This window comes from Mycolicibacterium insubricum (assembly GCF_010731615.1).
GTDB classification, from domain to species: domain Bacteria; phylum Actinomycetota; class Actinomycetes; order Mycobacteriales; family Mycobacteriaceae; genus Mycobacterium; species Mycobacterium insubricum.
Map to the genome: position 1 here is coordinate 82,370 of NZ_AP022618.1, position 19,730 is coordinate 102,099.

Sequence of the window (19,730 nt, forward strand, 5' to 3'; positions counted from 1 at the left end):
ACGGGTCAGCCCGTGGTTTGCCATCTGCGGACGGTGGGATCCGTTCGCGTGGTCCCGTCCCAGTCGTCCTCGGCTAACCCGCCGGAGGTCCCAGGGTGCGGCCGCGGAACACCTCGGTGTCGAGCACCTCGGCGACTGGCAGCCCGTTGCGCGGCGGGTTCAGCAGCAGCCGGCCGGCCCGGCGGCCCTTGTCCACGGTGGGCTGCACGACGGTGGTCAGGCCGCGGCGCAACGCCTCGGGTACCCCGTCGAATCCGGTGATGCTCAGCTGGCCCGGCGCATAGATGCCGCGGCCCCGCAGCCGGTCCATCGCCGAGAAAGCCAGCACGTCCGCGGTGCACAGCAACGCGGTCACCCTCGGGTTGGAGTCCAGCGCCAGCTCCGCGGCCCGTCCGCCCGACTCCGGTTGATGCTCAAGGGTTTCCACGACGGTCAGGGTCTCCGGGTCCAGGCCGGCAGCCGCCATGGCGTCGCGCACCCCGGCGATCCGGTCGGACTGGGCGGTGAATCGGGTTGCCGCCAGCCGCCGTTCGTCGACGATCTGCACCGTCTCGCCGGTGCGCGGTCCCAGTCGCATGGTAATCAGGGCCATCTCCCGGTGCCCGTAGCCGATCACCTGCTCGGCGAGTTCGCGCATGGCCGCCCGGTCGTCGATGCCCACCCAGGAGGTGCCCGGAACGTCGCGTGGCTGGTCCACGATGACCGTCGGCAGGCCACGTTCCCGCACGGCGCCCAGGTAGGGATCGTCGTCGGCCGCGGCGTACACCACGAAACCGTCCACTCCGGCGGCGAGCACCGACCCGTCGGGAACCTCACGCCCGGGACCGGCTGCCACCAGCAGCAGACCCTGCCCGGCCTCCTCGCAGCTTTCCGCCAGCCCCGCCACGAACTCCAGGGCCGCTGGGTCGGAGAACGCATAGGTCAGCGGTTCCGGGATGACCAGGCCCACGGCCTCGGCGCGGCGGGTGCGCAGCGAGCGAGCGACGGGGTCCGGGCCGGGATACCCCAGCCGCTTGGCCGCTGCCAGCACCCGCTCGCGCAGATCGGCGGAGAGCTGGTCGGGCCGGTTGTACGCATTGGAGATCGTGGTGCGGGAAACGTTGAGCTCGGCCGCCAACGAGGCCAGCGTGGCCCGCCGAGGCGGGTGCGGGCTCCGAGGCATACAGCGAGGTTAGCCCGGATGCCCCGAGCTCCGTAGTCGTTGCCGGTCCCGGTTTCGCTCCGGCTGCGAACGCCGTTGCGCGGCTATCCACACCACCAGCCAGATAATGCTGACGATGGTCACAATCGGGAAGCTGGGCGGCAGGTTGAACATCGCCGAGCACGCCAGGCCGGCCCAGACCGCGACCACCGACAGTGCCGTCGACAGCGCCATCGCCGCCGCCGGCCGCGGGGTCAGCATGATCGCCGTCGCTGCGGGAGTGACCACCAGCGCGAACAGCAACAGGGTCCCTACGGCCTGCACGGCCATGGTGACCGCGACCCCTAACAGCGCCATGAACACCACCGACAGCCATCGCACCGGCACGCCTTTGGCCTCCGCCACGGCGGCATCGACCGAGGCGAACAGCAGCGGCCGGTAGACGAAACCGACGACGACGGCCAGCAGCGCAACGCCGATGGCAAAGCCGATCAGCTGGTCGTGGCTGACCGCCAGCAGGTTACCGAACAGCACATTGGTCATGGTGCTGGAGCTCTTGGTGGCCAGCGAGTTGAAGAACAGCCCCAGTCCGGTGGCCGCGGCCAGCACGGTGCCGGTGGCCACCTCGCGTTCGTCGGCACGTTTGCCCAGGGCACCGATGACCAGCGCGCCGCCGACGCAGAACACCGCCAGCCCGGCGCTGACCGGAAGTCCCAGCAGGACCGCACCGGTGGCGCCGGGGAATCCGATGTGGGCCAGGGCGTGTGCGGCGAATGCGCTGGAGCGCACCACGATGAAGTAGCCGATCAGGCCGGCGGCCAGCGCCACCAGGGTGCCGCCGAGCACCGCGTTGCGCATGAACGGGGAGCCGAGGATCTCGACCCAGTTCTGCTGGTAGCCCAGCGCCAGATACATCAGATGCCTCGCATGTACAGGTCGCCCTGCGGCGTGTGCACCACCTGGACCGAGGTGCCGTAGAGGTGGCTGAGGAGTTCCTCGTCGACCACCGAGTCCATGGTGTCGAAGTGGGCGTGGCAGTCGAGCAGGTAGATGGCACTGTCGAGGATGCCCAACAGCGGGTTGAGGTCGTGGGCCACCACCAGCACGGTGACGTCGAACTCGTCGCGCACCCGAGCCAGCAACGCGACGATCTCACGCTGGGTGCGCAGGTCGATGGCGGTCAGCGGTTCGTCGAGGATCAGCAAGCGGGGCCGCGACACCAGCGCCTCGGCGATCGCGACCCGCTGCCGCTGGCCACCGGAGAGCTCGGAGAGCCTCCGGCCGGCAAACTCCTCGGCGCCGACGCCGGCCAGCACGGCGTCCACCCGGGCGCGCTGGTCGGCACTGGCCCGGCCGAATCCCCAGCGGTGCCCGACCAGGCCGAGCAGCACCGCATCGCAGGCCCGGATGGCGTCGCCGACTCCCTCGGCGTAATGCTGTGGCACGTAGCCGATTTCCGCCGCGCTCTGGCCCGGGGCGCGGCCCAGTACGCGCACCTTTCCGGACGCCGCGGGCAGCAGTCCGAGCACCACCTGCAGCAGGGTGGTCTTGCCGGAACCGTTGGGTCCGATGACGGCGGTGATGCCGCCGGTCGGCACGGTGAAGCTGCCCTCCGACCAGATCAGCCGGCCGCCCCGGACCACCGAGACGTCGTCGAATTCCAGCGCGGGGCCGGCAGGGTCAGAGGGTGACACCCAGTGCCCCGGCGAGCGCCTTCAGCTGATTGAGCTGCCAATCCTGGAATGACTTCGAGCCCGGTGCAACGGTTTCGGTCACCTCGACAACCGGCACCGACGCGTTTTCGGCCGCCGTCCGGATCTGTTGCGGGACCGACCCTTCAGTCTGGGTGTTGTAGATCAACACGTCGACACCGTGATCGGACAGCAGCTTGAGGAAGGCCGCCTGGTCGGCCGGTGACGGGTCCGATTCGTGCGCGGCCGCGGCGGCGAACCCGGCCGGGGTCCGGTCGATCAGGCCGACGGCGGCGGCCATGTCGTCGAACACCGACTCGGTGGCCGCATAGGTGCGTCCCTTCGCGTGGTCGGCGATGGTGGCGATGGCCTGCTGGTAGGGCTTCAGCGCCTCGGTGAACTCCGAGCGGCGCGCGGCGAAGTAGTCGGTGGCCTCCGGGGCGAGCTCGGTGAGTTTCTTGGTCACCGCGTCGGCGACCTTGACCACCGTCGCCGGGTCGTACCAGACGTGCGGGTTGCCCTCGCCGATCTGGTTACCGCCGCGCAGGTCGACGGCACTGACGACGGGCGCCTGCGGGGCCGAGGACGCAGCGAGTTTGTTGGCCCACTCGTCGTAGTGCCCACCGTTGACGACAACCAGTTTCGCGCCGCTGACCTTCGCCGCATCGGCCGGGGACGGCTCGAAGTCGTGCGGGTCGACGCCGGACCCGGCCAGCAGTGTGGTGACCTTGGCGCACGATCCACCCAGCTGGCCGACGATGTCGCCCCACTGGTCGACGCTGACGACGACGGGCACCGGGTCGGTCGGACAGTCGCCGGCAGCCGTGACGGCCGGCCGGTCGCCGCTGGAGCAAGCCGCGAGTCCGTACGGCGCGACCAGCAGGACCAGCGCCATTACGGCGAAACGGAAGTTCTTCATCTGCACGGCGGTAACGATAACCGTTTTCATTTACTGCCGCATCTCACGCGACCCGGAACCCCGACGGCAGGTCCTGCCCGGTCCGCCAGCCTGCGCGCCTACCCTGGTCGCTATGGGCGACGCGACGTTCACCGTGGACCTGAACGCGGATCTCGGCGAGGGCTTCGGCATCTGGCGGATCGGCGACGACGAGGCCCTGCTCGGCATGGTCACCAGCGCCAACGTGGCGTGCGGGTTCCACGCCGGTGATCCCGCCGGCCTGCTGGCCGTGTGCCGGATGGCGTCCATCGCCGGGGCGCGGGTCGGCGCCCAGGTCGCCTACCGCGACCTGGCCGGTTTCGGGCGCCGCTACATCGACATGGACTACGACGACCTGTTCGCCGACGTCGCCTATCAGATCGGTTCGCTGCAGGCGCTGGCGCACGTCGCGGGCCTGCGGGTGGGCTACGTCAAACCGCACGGGGCGCTGTATCACGCCGTCATCGACAATCCGCACCAGGCGAGGGCCGTGGCCAGCGCCGTGCACGCCGTCGACCCGACTCTGACGGTGCTGGGGCTGCCGCATTCGCTGCTGTTCCGGGAGGCCGAAATGATCGGCCTGCGCACGGTCGCCGAGGTGTTCGCCGACCGCGCCTACCGGCCCGACGGCACGCTGGTGCCCCGCCGGGAGGCTGGCGCGGTGCTGCACGACCCCGCGGTGATCGCCGAGCGGGCCGTGCGGATGGTGACCGAGGGCCTGGTGACCGCCGAGGACGGCACCGACGTCGAAGTACGCGCCGAGTCGATCTGCGTGCACGGCGACTCCCCCGGCGCTCCACACATCCTTGCCGCGGTGTGGGAGGAACTGCGCGCGGCCGGTGTCGATCTGCAACCGTTCTGCTGATGCGACTCAAGCACGGCCGTCCGGACATCGCGGACTACGCCGACCTGTTCGCCGTCGCACCCGCTTCCGCCCCGGCGCCGCTGTCGGTGACCTGGCTGGGGGTGTCCACGCTGCTGCTCGACGACGGCGAGTCGGCGATCATGACCGACGGGTTCTTCTCCCGCCCGGGACTGATCGACGTCGGGGTGGGCCGGATCGCGCCGTCGGCGCCGCGGGTCGACGGCTGCCTGGCCCGGGCGGGGGTCGACCGGCTGGCCGCGGTGCTGCCGGTGCACACCCACTACGACCACGCCCTGGACAGCGCGCTGGTGGCCGAGCGGACCGGCGCGCAGCTCGTCGGCGGTGAATCGGCGGCCTGGATCGGCCGCGGCCACGGCCTGGCCGAGGACCGGATCGTGGTCGCCGAGCCTGGCGCGCCGCTGCGGTTCGGCAACTTCGAGGTCACCCTGATCGGTTCCGAGCACTGCCCGCCGGACCGATTCCCCGGGGTGATCACCGCCCCGGTGCGGCCACCGGTGCGCACGAGCGCCTACCGGTGCGGGGACGCCTGGTCGACGCTGGTGCACCACCTGCCCAGCGGCCGGCGGGCGCTGATCCAGGGCAGCGCCGGGCACCGGCCGGGGTCGCTGGCCGGCCACCGCGCCGAGGTGGCCTATCTCGGGCTCGGGCAACTCGGCCTGCAGAGCCCCGACTACCTCACCGCCTACTGGACCGAGACGGTTCGGGCGGTCGGTGCGCGCACCGTCGTCGGCATCCACTGGGACGACTTCTTCCGCCCGCTGGACCGTACGCTGCGGGCATTGCCCTATGTCGCAGACGATTTGGATGTGACGCTGCGGGTGCTCGGTGCGCTCGCCCGGGAGGACGGCGTGGCCCTGCGACTGCCGACCGTGTGGCGGCGGGAGGACCCCTGGGTGTGATGCTGCCGGTGCTGCTGCTCGCGGTGGTGCTGGCGTTCGCGATCGCCGCCCCCGAGGGCTGGTCCGAGGCGCTGGTCGCCGTCCCGGTCGCCGCGCTGGTGGTGGCCACCGGCACCGTGTCGCCGAAGGCGGCGATGGCGGAGATGACGCGGCTGTTCCCGGTGCTGGTGTTCCTGTCCGCGGTGCTGGTGCTGGCCCGGCTGTGTGCCGACGAGGGGTTGTTCGACACGTTCGGGGCGATGCTGGCCCGCGCCGCCGACGGCAGCCCGACGGCGCTGCTGCGCCGGGTGTTCGCGCTGGCCGCGGTCACCACCGCGGTGCTGTCGCTGGATGCGACGGCGGTTCTGCTGACGCCGGTGGTCCTGGCCACCGCGGTCGCCGCCGGTACCGCCGCCCGCCCGCAGGCCTATGCGACCGCGCACCTGTCCAACACCGCGTCGTTGCTGCTGCCGGTGTCCAATCTGACCAACCTGCTGGCCTTCGGTACGGCGGGGCTGACGTTCGCCGGTTTCACCGCGGTGATGGCCGGGCCGTGGCTGCTGGCGATCGGCTGCGAATACCTGTTGCTGCGCTTCCTGTTTCGCCGGGACCTGCGCCCGGTGCCCCGTCCCGGGCACCCGGATCCGCCGCCGTTGCCGCGGCCGGTGGTGATCGTGCTGGCGCTGACGCTGGCCGGCTTCGCGGTCACCTCGATGCTGGGGGTGGAACCGCTGTGGGCGGCGCTGGCCGGGGTGGCGGTGCTCGGTGGGCACGCGCTGGCCCGTCGGCGCAGCACCCTGCGGGAACTGGCCCGCGCCGCCCATCTGCCGTTCTGCGCGTTCGTGCTGGCTCTGGGGGTGATCGTGCAGGGGGTGCTGGCCGGCGGGCTGGGCGATCTGATGGCGCGGCTGCTGCCCGGCGGGGACGGCCTGGTCGCGCTGTTGGCGATCGCCGGGATCGCCGCAGTGCTGGCGAACCTGGTGAACAACCTGCCCGCGGTGCTGGTGTTGTTGCCGCTGCTGGCCGGCGCCGGGGCCGGCCCGGTGCTCGCGGCGCTGATCGGGGTCAACATCGGCCCCAACCTCAGCTACGTCGGGTCCCTGGCCAACCTGCTGTGGCGCCGGGTGCTGCGTTCGGCACGGGTGCCCACCAGCGCCGCCGAGTTCAGCCTTGTCGGCCTGGTCACCGTGCCGGTCACGCTGGCGGTCGCGGTGCTGGCGCTGTGGGCCGGATTGCGGCTGGCGGCCTAGCCGCGGCGCTGCCGCGCGATCTCGGCGAGCACCACCCCGGCGGCCACCGAAGCGTTGAGCGACTCGGTGTCCCCGGCCATCGGGATGCTGACGATGGCGTCGCAGTTCTCCCGGACCAGCCGGGACAGGCCCTTGCCCTCGGAGCCGACGACCACGACCGTCGGGCCGGTGGCGTCGAGTTCGTCGAGCAGGGTGTCGCCGCCGGCGTCCAGGCCGACGATCTGCAACCCGGCGTCGGCCCAGGAGCGCAGCGTGCGGTTGAGGTTGGTGGCCCGAGCCACCGGCAGCCGGGCGGCCGCACCCGCGCTGGTGCGCCAGGCGACGGCGGTGACCGACGCCGAGCGGCGCTGCGGGATCAGCACGCCCTGGCCGCCGAACGCTGCGGTCGAGCGGACGATCGCGCCGAGGTTGCGGGGGTCGGAGATGTTGTCCAACGCCACCAGCAGCGGCGGCCGCACATCCGCGCGGGCGTCGGCCAGCAGGTCGTCGGGGTGGGCGTAGGCGTACGGCGGCACCTGCAGGGCGATGCCCTGGTGCAGGCCGTTGGTGCTCATCCGGTCCAGGTCGACGCGGGCGACCTCCAGGATCGGGATGCCGGCGTCGGCGGCGCGGGCCACCGACTCGGTGACCCGCTCGTCGGTGTCGATCCCGATCGCCACGTACAGCGCGGTGGCCGGCACGTGCGCCCGCAGGCATTCCACCACCGGGTTGCGGCCCAGCACGGTTTCGGTGTCGTCGGTCTTGCGGTGCCGGCCCTGGGCGGAGCGGGCCGCCTTGTTGGCGCGTTTGGCGGCCGGGTGATGCGGCCGCTCGTGCGCCGGCGGCGTGGCGCCCTTGCCTTCCAGGCCGCGGCGGCGCACGCCGCCGGAGCCGACGACGGCGCCCTTCTTGCTACCGGGTTTGCGGACCGCGCCGCGGCGCTGGGAGTTTCCGGCCATTGCAGTTACGCCTCCACCGGGCTCGGGGCCGCCGGATGGTGCAGTTCCCACTGCGGCCCGTCGGCGGTGTCGGTGACCTCGATGCCGGCGGCACCCAGCCGGTCCCGGATCGCGTCGGCGGCGGCCCAGTCCCGTTCGGCGCGGGCGGCGGTGCGGCCCTCCAGCGCCCAGCGGACCAGGACGTCGAGAGCGCCGAGTGCGGCGACGGTCTCGTCGCGCAGCTCCCAACGCTCGTCGAGCGGATCACAGCCCAGGATCGCCATCATCGCCCGGATCTGGGAGGCCTTCTCCATCGCCGTCTCCCGGTCCCCGGCGTCCAGCGCCCGGTTTCCGTCGGCGCGGGCGGCGTGTATCTCGGCGATCGCCGCCGGCACCGCCAGGTCGTCGTCGAGCGCCGCGGCGAACGCGTCGGTCCAGGTACCGATCGGCACCGCGCCGACCCGGGTGCGCACCCGGTGCAGGAACTCCTCCAGCCCGGTGTAGGCGCGGGCGGCGTCGGCCAGGGCGACCTCGGTGAACTCCAGCATGGACCGGTAGTGCGCGCTGCCCAGGTAGTAGCGCAGTTCGGCGGGCCGGACCCGTTGCAGCACAGCGGGAATGGACAGCACGTTGCCCAGCGATTTGCTCATCTTCTCTCCGCCCATGGTGACCCAGCCGTTGTGCAGCCAGAACCGGGCGAACCCGTCGCCGGCGGCGCGGGCCTGGGCGATCTCGTTCTCGTGGTGCGGGAACACCAGATCCATTCCGCCGCAATGGATGTCGAAGGTGGAGCCGAGGTACTCGTGGGCCATGGCCACGCATTCGGAGTGCCAGCCCGGCCGGCCGCGGCCCCACGGCGTCGGCCAGGACGGCTCGCCGGGTTTGGCGCCCTTCCACAGGGTGAAATCGCGCTGGTCGCGCTTGCCGGTGGCCACGCCCTCACCCTGGTGCACGTCGTCTATGCGGTGACCGCTCAGCGCGCCGTACTCGGGCAGGGACTGCACGTTGAAATAGACGTCACCGCCGCCGGTGTAGGCGTGCCCGGTGTCGATGAGCCGCTCGATGAGCTCGACGATCTGGGTGATGTGTCCGGTAGCCCGCGGTTCGGCCGACGGCGGCAGCACGCCGAGCGCGTCGTAGGCCGCGGCGAACGCCCGCTCGTGGGTGGCCGCCCACTCCCACCACGGCCGGCCCGCATCCGCGGCCTTGTGCAGGATCTTGTCGTCGATGTCGGTGACGTTGCGGATGAAGGCGACGTCGTAGCCCTTGGCCAAGAGCCAGCGCCGCAGCACGTCGAACGCCACCCCGGAGCGCACGTGCCCGATGTGCGGCAGGCCCTGCACAGTGGCCCCGCACAGGTAGATGGAGACGTGCCCGGGGGTCACCGGGACGAAGGCGCGCACGGCACCGGTCATGGTGTCGTGTAGGCGCAGGCCCTCGCCTCGGCCACTGCTTTCGGTCACGACGTGCGAGCTTACCGGGTGGTTCGGGCTACGACGTCTCGACCACCAGGGCGGTAGCGACGGCGGCCAGGCCCTCGCCGCGGCCGGTGAGGCCCAGTCCGTCGGTGGTGGTGGCCGACACCGACACCGGGGCGCCCAGCAGCTCCGACAGCAGCAGCTGCGCCTGCTCGCGGACCGGCCCGACCCTGGGCCGGTTGCCGATCACCTGGACCGCGGCGTTGCCGATGCGGAACCCGGCGTCGTCCAGCAGCTCCCGGACGTGGGTGAGCATGGCCGCGCCGGTCACCCCGGCCCACCGCGGGTCGCCGACGCCGAACACCCCGCCGATGTCGCCGAGGCCGGCCGCCGACAGCAGGGCGTCGCAGATGGCGTGCGCGGCGACGTCCCCGTCGGAGTGCCCGGAGCAGCCGTCGTCGTCGGGAAAGTGCAGGCCCAGCAGCCAGCACGGCCGGCCGGGCTCGATCGGGTGCACGTCGGTGCCCAGCCCGACCCGCGGCAGCGGATTCACCGGCCGGTGCTTTCGGGATGAGCTCGTTCCTCGGCCAGCACCGCGCGGGCGGTCAGCAGATCCAGCGGCGTGGTGATCTTGAAGGCCAGCGGATCGCCGGGGACGGTCTGCACCGGGGTGCCGATGTGTTCGACGGCGGCGGCGTCGTCGGTGAACACGTGGCCGGCGGTGTGCTCGTTGGCCCGGCGCAGCACGTCGGTGCGGAAGCCCTGCGGGGTCTGCACGGCGCGCAGCCCGGACCGTTCGGGGGTGCCCAGCACCGCACCGTTGGCGTCGACGGCCTTGACGGTGTCGGTGAGCGGGAGCGCGGGGATGACGGCCGGGTGTCCGTCGCGCAGCGCCGTCACCACCCGCGTCACGACCTCGGGCGGGGTGAGCGGCCGGGCGGCGTCGTGCACCAGGACGTAATCGGCGTCGCCGACGGCGGTCAGGGCGTTGCGCACCGAGTCGCTGCGCTCGGCACCGCCCGCGACGACGGTTACCGGAAGACTCGTGCCGGAGAGCACCAGGGTGAATTCGTCGGTGCGCCCGGCCGGGACGGCGACGACGGCACCGTCCACGACACCGGAGGCAGCCAGCCCGTCGAGCGCACGCTCAACCAGCGAACGCCCCTCCAGCAGGGCAAACGCCTTGGGAACTCCGGCACCCAGCCGGGTGCCGGATCCCGCGGCTACGACAATGGCAATCGTGCGGGCCACGGCGTGCTCGCTCAGGACGCGGCGGCCAGCACCTCGTCGAGAATGATCTCGGCCTTGGCGTCGTCGGTGTTCTCGGCCAGCGCAAGCTCGCCGACCAGGATCTGCCGGGCTTTGGCCAGCATCCGCTTCTCGCCGGCGGACAGTCCGCGCTCCTGGTCCCGGCGCCACAGGTCACGGACGACCTCGGCAACCTTGTTCACATCGCCGGAGGCCAGCTTCTCCAGATTGGCCTTGTAGCGACGCGACCAGTTGGTGGGCTCCTCGGTGTGCGGCGCGCGCAGCACCTGGAACACCTTGTCCAGTCCCTCTTGCCCGACGACGTCCCGGACACCGACGTACTCGGCGTTATCCGCGGGGACTCGAACGGTCAGGTCACCCTGCGCCACCTTGAGAACGAGATACTCTTTCGGCTCACCCTTGATGGTCCGAGTTTCGATCGCTTCGATCAATGCGGCACCGTGGTGTGGATAGACAACGGTGTCTCCGACCTTAAAAATCATCAGTTTCGAGCCCCTTTCTCCCCTCTAAGATACCACGGGCTCAAATCCGCCGCGGACCAACGGTGCAGGTCAGGGGCTCGATGACGAAACCGTGGGGGTTGACAGCGCCGAAGATCCGTGCATGGCCGGATGTCCGGACGGCACCGCCGAGGGCTTCCGGAGGCGCTCCGGCGGGTGCATGGGCCAGGTCACAAAACACCGCGGAAGCGGCGAAAAACCGGCCGGAAACCCCCTATCTACCGCGGGGCGGACGCACCTACTACGCTTTGTCCTACTGTCCATGAGCAGGAGGCTTTCCGTGATCCGTATTGGTACCCGTCGGGCAACCGCCGTCGGCGCTGCAGTCGCCGCACTGGCCACCGTGACCGTCCTCTCGGGCTGCGGCGCCGGTCAGGTCTCCCAGGTCGCCACCCAGGTCCCGGCGATCGACGGCAACAGCACCACCGTCGGCACCAACCCGCGCATCGCGGTGCGCAACGTGTACCTGCACATGGTGACCCCGGAGTCCGGCTCGATCGCCGCGGGTACCCCCGTTCCGCTGATCTTCACCGCGGTCAACGAATCCCCGGTGCGCAAGGCCACCGACCCGGCCGACCATTACCCTCAGCCGCTCAAGGACGAGCTGGTGTCGATCACCTCGGATTTCGGCGCCGTGGCACTCACCTCCGCCGCATCCCCGATGACCATCAAGCCCGGCCAGAGCCTGGTCGTCGGTGACGCCAAGGGCGCCGAGGAACTCGCCAAGGTGCCCGGCTCCTCGGTCACCCAGGCCACGGCGGTCTTCACCCCCAACCAGGACATCCACAACGGGGTGACCTACCCGATGGTCTTTACCTTCAAGGACGCCGGTGCGGCGCCGATCAACGTGCCGATCTCGGCCGGCGAGGGATCCGGGCACTCCGAGCACCACTGATCGGAGTCTGTCGGACCCGAGCGCTACCGTCAGCCGGTGGCCAAGGCGCGATCGCAGTACCGCTGTTCCGAGTGTGACCATGTCACCGCGAAGTGGGTCGGTCGCTGCCCGGAATGCGGCACCTGGGGCACCGTCGACGAGGTAGCCACGCTCAGCGCCCTGGGCGGGCGGGCCCGGCGCACGGTCGCCCCGTCGTCGGCCGCCCAGCCCATCTCCGCCATCGACCCGGAACGCACCCGGCACGCCGGCACCGGCATCGCCGAGCTGGACCGGGTACTCGGCGGCGGCATCGTGCCCGGATCGGTGACGTTGCTGGCCGGGGATCCCGGCGTCGGGAAATCCACCCTGCTGCTGGAAGTGGTGCACCGCTGGGCGGTGGCCGGGCACCGGGCGCTGTACGTCTCCGGGGAGGAGTCGGCCGGGCAGATCCGGATGCGCGCCGAGCGCACCGGCTGTACCCACGACGAGGTGTACCTGGCCGCCGAGTCGGACCTGGACACCGTGCTGGCGCACATCGAGACGGTCAAACCCAGCCTGGTGGTCGTCGACTCGGTGCAGACGCTGTCCTCGACGGACACCGACGGCGTCACCGGCGGGGTGACCCAGGTGCGGGCGGTGATCACCGCGCTGACCGGGTATGCGAAGTCCGCCGCGGCGCCCGTCGCGCTGATCGTCGTCGGGCACGTCACCAAGGACGGCGCGATCGCCGGGCCCCGTTCCTTGGAGCATCTGGTCGACGTCGTGCTGCATTTCGAGGGCGACCGCAACTCCGCGCTGCGCATGGTGCGCGGGGTGAAGAACCGGTTCGGTGCGTCCGATGAGGTCGGCTGTTTCCTGTTGCACGACAACGGAATCGAGGAGGTCGCCGACCCGTCGGGACTGTTCCTGGACCAACGCCCGCATCCGGTGCCGGGCACCGCGGTGACCGTGACGCTGGACGGGAAGCGGCCGATGATCGGCGAGGTGCAGGCACTGATCGGCACCGACGACGTCGGCTCGCCGCGGCGCGCGGTCAGCGGCATCGACGGCGCCCGGGCCGCGATGATCGCGGCGGTGCTGCAAGCCTGCGGCCGGCTCCAGCTGTCCCGCCACGACGTCTATCTGTCCACCGTCGGCGGCATGCGGCTGGCCGACCCGTCCTCGGATCTGGCCATCGCGCTGGCCATGGCCGGCGCCTACGCCGGGCTGTGCCTGCCGACGACGACGGTGGCCATCGGCGAGGTCGGCCTGGCCGGGGACCTGCGTCGGGTCACCGGCATGGACCGGCGGCTGGCCGAGGCGGCGCGGCTGGGTTTCCGGACGGCCATCGTGCCCGCCTCTACCGGTTCGACGGGCGGCGCGCCGGACGGTCTGCGGTTGCTGGAGGCCGCCAATATCGGCGACGCGCTGCGGCTGATCGTGGAGATCGCCGCGCCGTCGCGGCCCAATCTGTCGGTGGTGCGCCGCCCGGAGCCCGATCGGCGGTCCACCGGCGACGGCGGTGGGGGAGAATGACGTCCCGTGACATCGAGTAAGAAGCCCGAGGTGCGCCAGACGCTGGCGCGCCTGGCACCCGGCACCGGGCTGCGCGACGGCCTGGAGCGGATCCTGCGCGGCCGTACCGGTGCGCTGATCGTGCTCGGCTTTGACGATCGGGTGGAGGCCATCTGCGACGGCGGCTTTGCGCTGGACGTCCGGTTCGCCCCGACCCGGCTGCGCGAGCTGGCCAAGATGGACGGCGCGGTGGTGCTCTCCGGCGACGGGGACCACATCGTGCGGGCCAACGTGCAGCTGGTGCCCGATCCGTCGATCCCCACCGACGAGTCCGGGACCCGGCACCGCTCGGCCGAGCGGACCGCCGTGCAGACCGGTTATCCGGTGATCTCGGTGAGCCACTCGATGAACATCGTGACGGTGTACGTGGCCGGGGAACGCCATGTGCTGGCCGACTCCGGCACCATCCTGAGCCGGGCCAACCAGGCCATCGCCACCCTGGAGCGCTACAAGACCCGTCTCGACGAGGTCAGCCGGGCGCTCTCGGCCGCCGAGATCGAGGATTTCGTCACGCTGCGCGAGGTGATGACGGTGGTGCAGCGCCTGGAACTGGTCCGGCGCATCGGCGCCGAGATCGACAACGACGCCGTCGAGCTCGGCACCGACGGCCGTCAGCTGCGGTTGCAGCTGGAGGAGCTGCTGGGCGGTAACGACACCGACCGCGAGCTGATCGTCCGGGACTACCACGCCAACCCCGATCCCCCGCAGCAGGCCGACGTGGCGGCCACGCTGGAGGCGCTCGACGCGCTGTCGGACGCCGAGCTGCTGGACTTCACCACGCTGGCCCGGGTGTTCGGCTATCCGCCGACCGTCGAGGCGCAGGACTCCGCGGTCAGCGCCCGCGGCTACCGGGCGATGGCGGGCATCCCGCGGCTGCAGTTCGCCCACGTGGACCTGCTGGTTCGCAACTTCGGCTCACTGCAGGGACTGCTCGCCGCCACCGCGACCGACCTGCAGTCGGTCGACGGCATCGGTGCGATGTGGGCGCGGCACGTCCGCGAGGGGCTGTCGCAGCTGGCCGAATCGATCATCGCCGACCAGATCAGCGGCTAACTTCCGCGTGGCTCCTGGCTAGTTGCCGGGGGCTGGGCCGGGTGCGTGGGTCTCGGCCGGCGCAGGCTCGGCGGGCGCCGGTTCCGCGGGCGGTTCCCCGGCCCCGGCTTCGTTCAGCACGAATGGCACCGGCGCGGATTTCAGATTGCCCAGCTGGATCACCAGGTTGTAGGTGCCGGCGCCGATCGGCTGGCGCGGCATCGGGCACTGGGGTTCCGAACCCATCCCGGTCCAGGTCACCTCGGTGGTCACCTGGGCGCCCGGTTCGATGGTCTTGACCAGGGTCTCGTTGGACGGGGCGCAGTCCAGGTTGGACCACAGCCGCTTGTTGTCCAGGCTGTAGACGTAGGCGGCCAGCACCGAGGCGCCGACGTCCCGCTTGCAGCCGACGACCCCGATGTTGGTGACGACCATGGTGAACTTCGGCTGGTCACCGACGTTGTAGCGCGGCTGGTTGGTGATGCCCTTGACGGCCAGGGTGCTGTCCGGGCAGTCGTCGCCGGCCTTGAGCACCGGCGGCGGTTCCACCGCCTTGGTCTGGGTGGGGGTGGGTGCCGGACTGTTCACCGCCGGTGGCACCACCGGGCTCTTGACCTCCGGTGCGGTGGCCTCGGCCGTGGTGTCGGTCGCCGCGTTGGTGTTCCCGTCGTTCGACGAACCGCTGCGGGCGACGACGACGGCGATCACCACGATGACCACCAGGACCAGTGCCCCGACGCCCAACGCCAGCGCCCGGCGCCGCCGGTAGATCTCCGGCGGAAGCGGTCCACGGGTTCCGGTATCCATCACATACCCACGGTAATGGCCGGTCAGCGCTACAACATCGACCGATCTCGGCGTGTCGGCAAACCCACATGCGGCCACCAGAACCACCGGCCGAGCAGCATCGCGGCGGCGGGCATGACGAAGGTGCGGATCAGCAGGGTGTCCACCAGCAGGCCGACGGCGATCGTCGACCCGATCTGCGCGATGCTCAGCACGCTGCTGCCGACCAGCGCCGCCATGGTCAGCCCGAACACCAGCCCGGCGGTGGTCACCACCGACCCGGTGCCGGCGAACGCCCTGATGGTGCCGGTGGCCATTCCGGCGTGGCGTTCCTCGCGCATCCGCATCGCCAGCAGCAGGTTGTAGTCCGCGCCGACGGCGATCAGCGCGATCAGCGAGACGGCGGGCACCGACCAGTGCAGGTCGTGGCCGGCCAGGTCCTGCCAGATCAACACCGCCATGCCCAGCGCGGCGGCGTAGGACACCGCGACGGTGCCGACGACCACCAGCGCGGCCACCGGACTTCGCAGCATCCCTGCGACCACGCCGAAGATCAACAGCAGGGTGACGCCGACCAGTAGCCGCAGGTCCGCGGCATACAGCGACTGCAGGTCCCGGGTGGCGGGGCCGACGCCGGCGATGTCCACCTGCGCGCCGCGCAGCGTGCCCTCCTTGGTGGCCTGGCGCACCGCGGCGTCGATGGCGCGGGCCCGGTCTGCTCCGGTGGCGCTCCACTCCGGTCCGTCGCCGTAGACCAGCAGCGTCGTGGCCGTCCCGTCGGGCGACATCAGGGCGTTCAGCGCGGCGGTGAACCGCGGGTCTGACAGCGCGCGCTGGGGCAGGTAGAAACCGCCGGCGCCGCTGCCGGCGAACTCTTGGGACAGTTCGGTCAGGTAGCCGGTGACCTCGCGCAGCTGCGGGACGAGGCGGTCGGCGAGTTGCGCTAGGTCGCCGGTGGCGGTGCGGGCCCGGCCCAGGGCGTCGTTCATCTCGCCGAGCGAGGCCGGCGTCTGGGCGAGCGCAGCGCCGGCCGTTCGTGAGCCGCCGTTGAGTTTGGCGGTGGCTCCGGCCAGGGTGTCGGTGTCGGCGACGAGTTGGTCGACGGGCCGCACCACCTTCTCGGCGGCCGCGCACAGCGGGTTGGCGGCGCAGTCGGCGTTGCCGGCGACGAAGGCCCGCAACGGGTCCAGCGCGCCCGAGACGGTGACGGCGTTGTCCCGCAGCCCGGTCATCGAGGTCTGCATATCGGTTGCCGCCGAGCCGATCTCGTTCATCCCTCCGGCGCCCTGGGCCAGTGCGGTGCGCAACCGGCCGAGTACCCCGGTCATGCCGGCCAGGGTGGCGTCCAGGTCTCCGGCGCCGTGGCGCCGGCCGGTCAAGTCGGTGACCGCGGCGTCCAGCTCGGTGCCGATCCGGCCGGCCTGCGAGGCCAGCGTCGCCTCCTCGGGGACCGTGCCGGTGGGCCGGCTGGCGGCCTGGACCAGGGTGGCGTCGGGAATCTCCATGAGAGAACGGGCTATTCGCTCGATGGCGATCAGACCGGCCGGGGAGCGCAGGCTGTGGTCGGCGGCGACGGTGACGACGGCCGGCAGCAACCGGTTGGCCGGGAAGTGCCGGTCCATGGCGGCGTAGCCGCGGCCGGATTCCACGTCGGACGGGGTGGCGGCCGGCTCGTCCCAGCCCATCCGGAGGCCGGTCAGCGGCAGCGCCAGCAGCGCGACGAGCACGGTCGCGGCGACCAGCACCGGCGCCGGCCAGCGGACCACCGTGGTACCGATGCGCCGCCACCGACGGGCGAGGCCGCCCTGCCCGCGCGGTTCGGCCGCGCCGAACCGCGCCCCGATCGCCAGCAGCGCCGGGGTGAGCGTCAGAGATGCGGCCATGGCGATGAGAATTCCTATGGCGCACGGTATTCCGGCGCTGCGCAGCATTCCGATATGGGCCAGGTCGAGCGCGGCGAGCGCCACCGCGACGGTCAGCGCCGACCCGGCGATCACCGGCGCGACCCGGCGGTAAGCCTCTGCCAGCGCCGGGGCCGGCGCCAATCCGGCTCGGCGGCCCTCGTGGTAGCGGCCGATCAGGAATATTCCGTAGTCGGTCCCGGCGCCGAGCATCATGGCGGCCAGCATGGCCACCGAGAAGATGGACACCTCCACCACGTCGGCGGCACCCAGTGCCGCGACGATCGGGCGGGCCACTCCGAGTGCGATGCCGACGGCGACCAGCGGGATGGCAGCGGTCAGCACCGAGCGGTAGACGATCAGCAGCAGCACCATGATCAACGCGACGGTGGCGCCGGTGATGGCCAGCATCTGCCGGTCGATCGCGGTGAACTCGTCGGCGATGGTGGCTCCCGGACCGGTGACGTACACCTGCAGCCCGGGCGGCGGGGACAGCCCGTCGACGGTGCCGCGCAGCGCCTCGACGGCCGAACCGGCCTGGGCGGTACCAAGATTGCCGGCCAGCCGAACCATGACATAGGCGGCGGCGCCGTCGTCGCTGACCGCGGCGGCCGCGGTCAGCGGGTCGCTCCACAGATCGGTGACCGCCTGGACGTGGGTGCGGTCGGCCCGCAGCGCGTCGATCAGCCTCCCGTAGTACTCGCGGTCGGCCGTTACGATGCCGTTGCCACGTTCCAGCACAACGTAATTCAGGTTATCACCGGTGCCGCCGCCACCCATCTGTTGCGCGGATCGGGCGGCGGCGACACTGCTCGGCGCATCGGCGGGCAGGAACGCCCGCGAGTGCGTCGCAACGACATGCTCGAGCTGCGGTACCGCCAGGTTGCCCAGCCCCGCCGCGATCAACCAGCACATCAGTACCAGTGGTGCGGCGACCCGCCACCGTTTCTCAGGCGACGGTGCGCTGCGCAACATCGGGAGCCCCGTGACTGGCGATCATCATGGGCTCTCCGCGCTGCAGGGCACGCAGCCGCACGAACCGGCGTTCGCCGATGTCGAGCAGGGCGCGCAGGCCCGGCCGAGACCTGGCCAGTTCGCCGGGCACCGGCGCCAACGGCCGGTCCTCGAAGATCGCCTGGTCCAGGCTGGCCGAAAGGTTCGTCATCCATTTCTGCCGCAGAGCGAGCAGCAACTGCTCCTCGTTGCCGAAAAGCCGCTCGACGGAGGCCCGTTGGGCCGGGGTGAAGTCCAATGCCGCTTCGGCATCGACCGTGGCGCGTTCGATCAGTTCCGCCGTGAAGGCGTTGCGTTCGTGAAACAGTTCCCAACTCATGGGCCCAACGCTAGGAATCGCGACACCCGTCGCGCGTCGTGCCGGCGTCGGGTTTTGCGCGTCCTACCGGTGTCTGGGCCCGGCGGTGATCTCCTACCCAGGTATGACCCGAGATGCCGACCTCGGGAGGATGCCGTCGGTGCCACAGCGGAACTAGCATTACCGGGTGTTGCGCACCGCCACAGAGTCCGCGTGGGCCCGTTTTCGCGGGCGGGACGACCTGATCCCGCCGGGTTTCTCCTGGGAATTCGTGGTGGCCGTCGACGGCTGCATGGCCGGGATCATGATCGTATCCACCCTGCAGCGGTCAGTCACCGATCTGCCCTGGTCGCTGCTGGCGTGTGCGTTCGCGTTGGCACCGCTCGGAGTGTTCCTGACGTTCGGGTTCAAGCATCACGCCCCGTTGGCCTGGTCGTCGGCGACTTCGGCGACAGCGGTGTTCCTGTTCGCCACCTCGACCCCGGTACCGTCGGACTACGTGCCGTTCGCCCTGGTCACCATGGCCGGCGCGGTCGGGGCGCTGACCTCACCGCCACTGAGCCTGCTGGCCCTGACCAGTTCGGCGGCGCTGTTGATCGGCGCGGCGGCCACCCATCGGCTGGACAACATCGCGCTGTATCTGCCGGTGCTGGGCATGGGCTGGCTGGTCGGCTACCTGATGCACATCCAGCAGCAGCTGATCATTCGCCAACGCGACGCCCAGCAACAGCTGGCCGAGCACGCCGCCGGCGACGAGCGTCGACGCATCGCCCGCGAGGTGCACGACGTCATCGCACATTCGTTGTCCATCACCCTGCTGCACCTGACCGGGGCGCGCCGCGGGCTGCAGGAGGACGGTGACGTCGAGGAGGCCGTCGAAGCGCTGCAGCAGGCCGAGGAACTGGGCCGCCAGGCCATGGGAGACATCCGCCGGACCGTCGGGCTGCTCGATGCCGCGCCGATGCGCGCGGCCCCCGAACCCGGCGTCGCCGATATCGGCGCCCTGGCGGCCGAGTTCCGCAACGCCGGGCTCGACGTCACGGTGGCCACCAGCGGCCCGCTGCACCGGGTGTCCGCGGCGGTGGGCCTGGCGCTGTATCGCATCGCCCAGGAGTCGCTGGCCAACATCGCCAAGCACGCGCCGGATTCCGCATCGACGCTGCGCCTGGAGGTGCGCCGCCGCAGCGTCGAGATGACGGTGACCAACGAGCTGGGCGTGCCCGCCGGCGCCTGCTTCCCGGCCGGCGGCCGGGGGCTGGTCGGTATGCGCCAACGGGTGGAGCTGCTCGGCGGCCGGGTGGAGATCGGTCCGGTCGACCAGCACTGGGAGGTCCGGGTGTCGATTCCGCTGGAGGACACCCGGGCGTTGGGCTGCGGGGCCTGA

At 71.4% G+C, this 19,730-nt stretch carries 19 protein-coding genes; 7 read left to right on the forward strand and 12 right to left on the reverse strand.

Annotation, left to right across the window (positions count from 1 at the left end):
- Positions 1-73: 73 nt before the first annotated feature.
- Genes G6N16_RS00365 through G6N16_RS00380 form a run of 4 tightly spaced genes read right to left on the reverse strand, consistent with a single transcriptional unit; the run spans position 74 to position 3,751 of the window.
- A complete protein-coding gene (locus tag G6N16_RS00365; RefSeq protein ID WP_083032199.1) occupies positions 74-1,162 on the reverse strand; it encodes a LacI family DNA-binding transcriptional regulator in 1,089 nt (362 codons plus the stop codon).
- 9 nt (positions 1,163-1,171) lie between these two features.
- Positions 1,172-2,056 carry a metal ABC transporter permease gene (locus G6N16_RS00370; RefSeq protein WP_083032197.1) on the reverse strand — a complete coding sequence of 295 codons (885 nt, stop codon included), beginning with the start codon at positions 2,054-2,056 and terminating at the stop codon, positions 1,172-1,174.
- On the reverse strand, positions 2,056-2,835 hold the full coding sequence (locus tag G6N16_RS00375; protein ID WP_083032196.1) for a metal ABC transporter ATP-binding protein: 780 nt from the start codon (positions 2,833-2,835) through the stop codon (positions 2,056-2,058). Before G6N16_RS00375 ends, G6N16_RS00370 begins: the two co-directional genes overlap by 1 nt.
- A complete protein-coding gene (locus G6N16_RS00380) occupies positions 2,822-3,751 on the reverse strand; it encodes a metal ABC transporter solute-binding protein, Zn/Mn family (RefSeq protein WP_234805936.1) in 930 nt (309 codons plus the stop codon). Before G6N16_RS00380 ends, G6N16_RS00375 begins: the two co-directional genes overlap by 14 nt.
- 112 nt (positions 3,752-3,863) lie before the next feature.
- Here G6N16_RS00380 and G6N16_RS00385 point away from each other — a divergent pair, with 112 nt between their 5' ends.
- Genes G6N16_RS00385 through G6N16_RS00395 form a run of 3 tightly spaced genes read left to right on the forward strand, consistent with a single transcriptional unit; the run spans position 3,864 to position 6,783 of the window.
- Positions 3,864-4,634: a LamB/YcsF family protein gene (locus G6N16_RS00385; protein WP_083032193.1), complete on the forward strand. Its 771-nt coding sequence runs from the start codon at positions 3,864-3,866 to the stop codon at positions 4,632-4,634.
- The gene (locus G6N16_RS00390) at positions 4,634-5,554 is read left to right on the forward strand and encodes an MBL fold metallo-hydrolase (RefSeq protein ID WP_083032191.1); all 921 of its coding nucleotides are present in this window, start codon (positions 4,634-4,636) and stop codon (positions 5,552-5,554) included. Before G6N16_RS00385 ends, G6N16_RS00390 begins: the two co-directional genes overlap by 1 nt.
- Positions 5,551-6,783 (forward strand): SLC13 family permease, encoded by a 1,233-nt coding sequence (locus tag G6N16_RS00395; protein WP_083032190.1) that lies wholly within the window; start codon positions 5,551-5,553, stop codon positions 6,781-6,783. Before G6N16_RS00390 ends, G6N16_RS00395 begins: the two co-directional genes overlap by 4 nt.
- On the opposite strand, the gene rlmB is transcribed toward G6N16_RS00395, so the two are convergent.
- The 5 genes from rlmB to carD are packed head-to-tail and all read right to left on the reverse strand — an operon-like array spanning position 6,780 to position 10,869.
- Positions 6,780-7,721, reverse strand: a complete 942-nt coding sequence (gene rlmB, locus G6N16_RS00400; RefSeq protein ID WP_083032188.1) for a 23S rRNA (guanosine(2251)-2'-O)-methyltransferase RlmB — start codon at positions 7,719-7,721, stop codon at positions 6,780-6,782. The two genes, G6N16_RS00395 and rlmB, sit on opposite strands and share 4 nt — an antisense overlap.
- Before the next feature lie 5 nt (positions 7,722-7,726).
- Complete coding sequence (cysS, locus tag G6N16_RS00405; protein ID WP_268948132.1) at positions 7,727-9,163, reverse strand: cysteine--tRNA ligase; 1,437 nt, start codon at positions 9,161-9,163, stop codon at positions 7,727-7,729.
- Positions 9,164-9,191: 28 nt separating this feature from the next.
- Positions 9,192-9,671: a 2-C-methyl-D-erythritol 2,4-cyclodiphosphate synthase gene (gene ispF / locus G6N16_RS00410; RefSeq protein ID WP_083032187.1), complete on the reverse strand. Its 480-nt coding sequence runs from the start codon at positions 9,669-9,671 to the stop codon at positions 9,192-9,194.
- Positions 9,668-10,369 (reverse strand): 2-C-methyl-D-erythritol 4-phosphate cytidylyltransferase, encoded by a 702-nt coding sequence (ispD, locus tag G6N16_RS00415; RefSeq protein WP_083032185.1) that lies wholly within the window; start codon positions 10,367-10,369, stop codon positions 9,668-9,670. Before ispD ends, ispF begins: the two co-directional genes overlap by 4 nt.
- Before the next feature lie 11 nt (positions 10,370-10,380).
- Complete coding sequence (gene carD / locus G6N16_RS00420; protein ID WP_083032183.1) at positions 10,381-10,869, reverse strand: RNA polymerase-binding transcription factor CarD; 489 nt, start codon at positions 10,867-10,869, stop codon at positions 10,381-10,383.
- A 298-nt stretch (positions 10,870-11,167) separates the two neighbouring features.
- On the opposite strand from carD, the gene G6N16_RS00425 reads away from it, so the two are divergent.
- Genes G6N16_RS00425 through disA form a run of 3 tightly spaced genes read left to right on the forward strand, consistent with a single transcriptional unit; the run spans position 11,168 to position 14,368 of the window.
- Positions 11,168-11,782, forward strand: coding sequence for a copper chaperone PCu(A)C domain-containing protein (locus G6N16_RS00425; RefSeq protein ID WP_083032181.1), 615 nt, complete (start codon positions 11,168-11,170; stop codon positions 11,780-11,782).
- Between the two features lie 36 nt (positions 11,783-11,818).
- Positions 11,819-13,276, forward strand: a complete 1,458-nt coding sequence (gene radA, locus G6N16_RS00430) for a DNA repair protein RadA (protein ID WP_083032180.1) — start codon at positions 11,819-11,821, stop codon at positions 13,274-13,276.
- Positions 13,277-13,282: 6 nt separating this feature from the next.
- Complete coding sequence (disA, locus tag G6N16_RS00435; protein WP_083032178.1) at positions 13,283-14,368, forward strand: DNA integrity scanning diadenylate cyclase DisA; 1,086 nt, start codon at positions 13,283-13,285, stop codon at positions 14,366-14,368.
- An 18-nt stretch (positions 14,369-14,386) separates the two neighbouring features.
- Here disA and G6N16_RS00440 read toward each other — a convergent pair whose 3' ends face one another.
- Genes G6N16_RS00440 through G6N16_RS00450 form a run of 3 tightly spaced genes read right to left on the reverse strand, consistent with a single transcriptional unit; the run spans position 14,387 to position 18,367 of the window.
- The gene (locus G6N16_RS00440; protein WP_179961166.1) at positions 14,387-15,157 is read right to left on the reverse strand and encodes a hypothetical protein; all 771 of its coding nucleotides are present in this window, start codon (positions 15,155-15,157) and stop codon (positions 14,387-14,389) included.
- 26 nt (positions 15,158-15,183) lie between these two features.
- Positions 15,184-18,009, reverse strand: a complete 2,826-nt coding sequence (locus G6N16_RS00445; protein ID WP_163787710.1) for an MMPL/RND family transporter — start codon at positions 18,007-18,009, stop codon at positions 15,184-15,186.
- Positions 17,984-18,367 (reverse strand): hypothetical protein, encoded by a 384-nt coding sequence (locus tag G6N16_RS00450; protein WP_083032175.1) that lies wholly within the window; start codon positions 18,365-18,367, stop codon positions 17,984-17,986. The genes G6N16_RS00445 and G6N16_RS00450 overlap by 26 nt, the downstream gene beginning before the upstream one ends.
- Positions 18,368-18,533: 166 nt before the next feature.
- Between G6N16_RS00450 and G6N16_RS00455 the strand changes: the two genes are divergently transcribed.
- A complete protein-coding gene (locus tag G6N16_RS00455; protein ID WP_235674056.1) occupies positions 18,534-19,730 on the forward strand; it encodes a sensor histidine kinase in 1,197 nt (398 codons plus the stop codon).

Excerpts from the sequence above, each read along its gene's own strand:
- G6N16_RS00365 (WP_083032199.1), bottom strand. The coding sequence starts at position 1,162 with ATGCCTCGGAGCCCGCACCCGCCTCGGCGGGCCACGCTGGCCTCGTTG.
- G6N16_RS00370 (WP_083032197.1), bottom strand. The coding sequence starts at position 2,056 with ATGTATCTGGCGCTGGGCTACCAGCAGAACTGGGTCGAGATCCTCGGC.
- G6N16_RS00380 (WP_234805936.1), bottom strand. The coding sequence starts at position 3,751 with ATGAAGAACTTCCGTTTCGCCGTAATGGCGCTGGTCCTGCTGGTCGCG.
- G6N16_RS00385 (WP_083032193.1), top strand. The coding sequence starts at position 3,864 with ATGGGCGACGCGACGTTCACCGTGGACCTGAACGCGGATCTCGGCGAG.
- G6N16_RS00390 (WP_083032191.1), top strand. The coding sequence starts at position 4,634 with ATGCGACTCAAGCACGGCCGTCCGGACATCGCGGACTACGCCGACCTG.
- rlmB (WP_083032188.1), bottom strand. The coding sequence starts at position 7,721 with ATGGCCGGAAACTCCCAGCGCCGCGGCGCGGTCCGCAAACCCGGTAGC.
- carD (WP_083032183.1), bottom strand. The coding sequence starts at position 10,869 with ATGATTTTTAAGGTCGGAGACACCGTTGTCTATCCACACCACGGTGCC.
- G6N16_RS00445 (WP_163787710.1), bottom strand. The coding sequence starts at position 18,009 with ATGTTGCGCAGCGCACCGTCGCCTGAGAAACGGTGGCGGGTCGCCGCA.
- G6N16_RS00450 (WP_083032175.1), bottom strand. The coding sequence starts at position 18,367 with ATGAGTTGGGAACTGTTTCACGAACGCAACGCCTTCACGGCGGAACTG.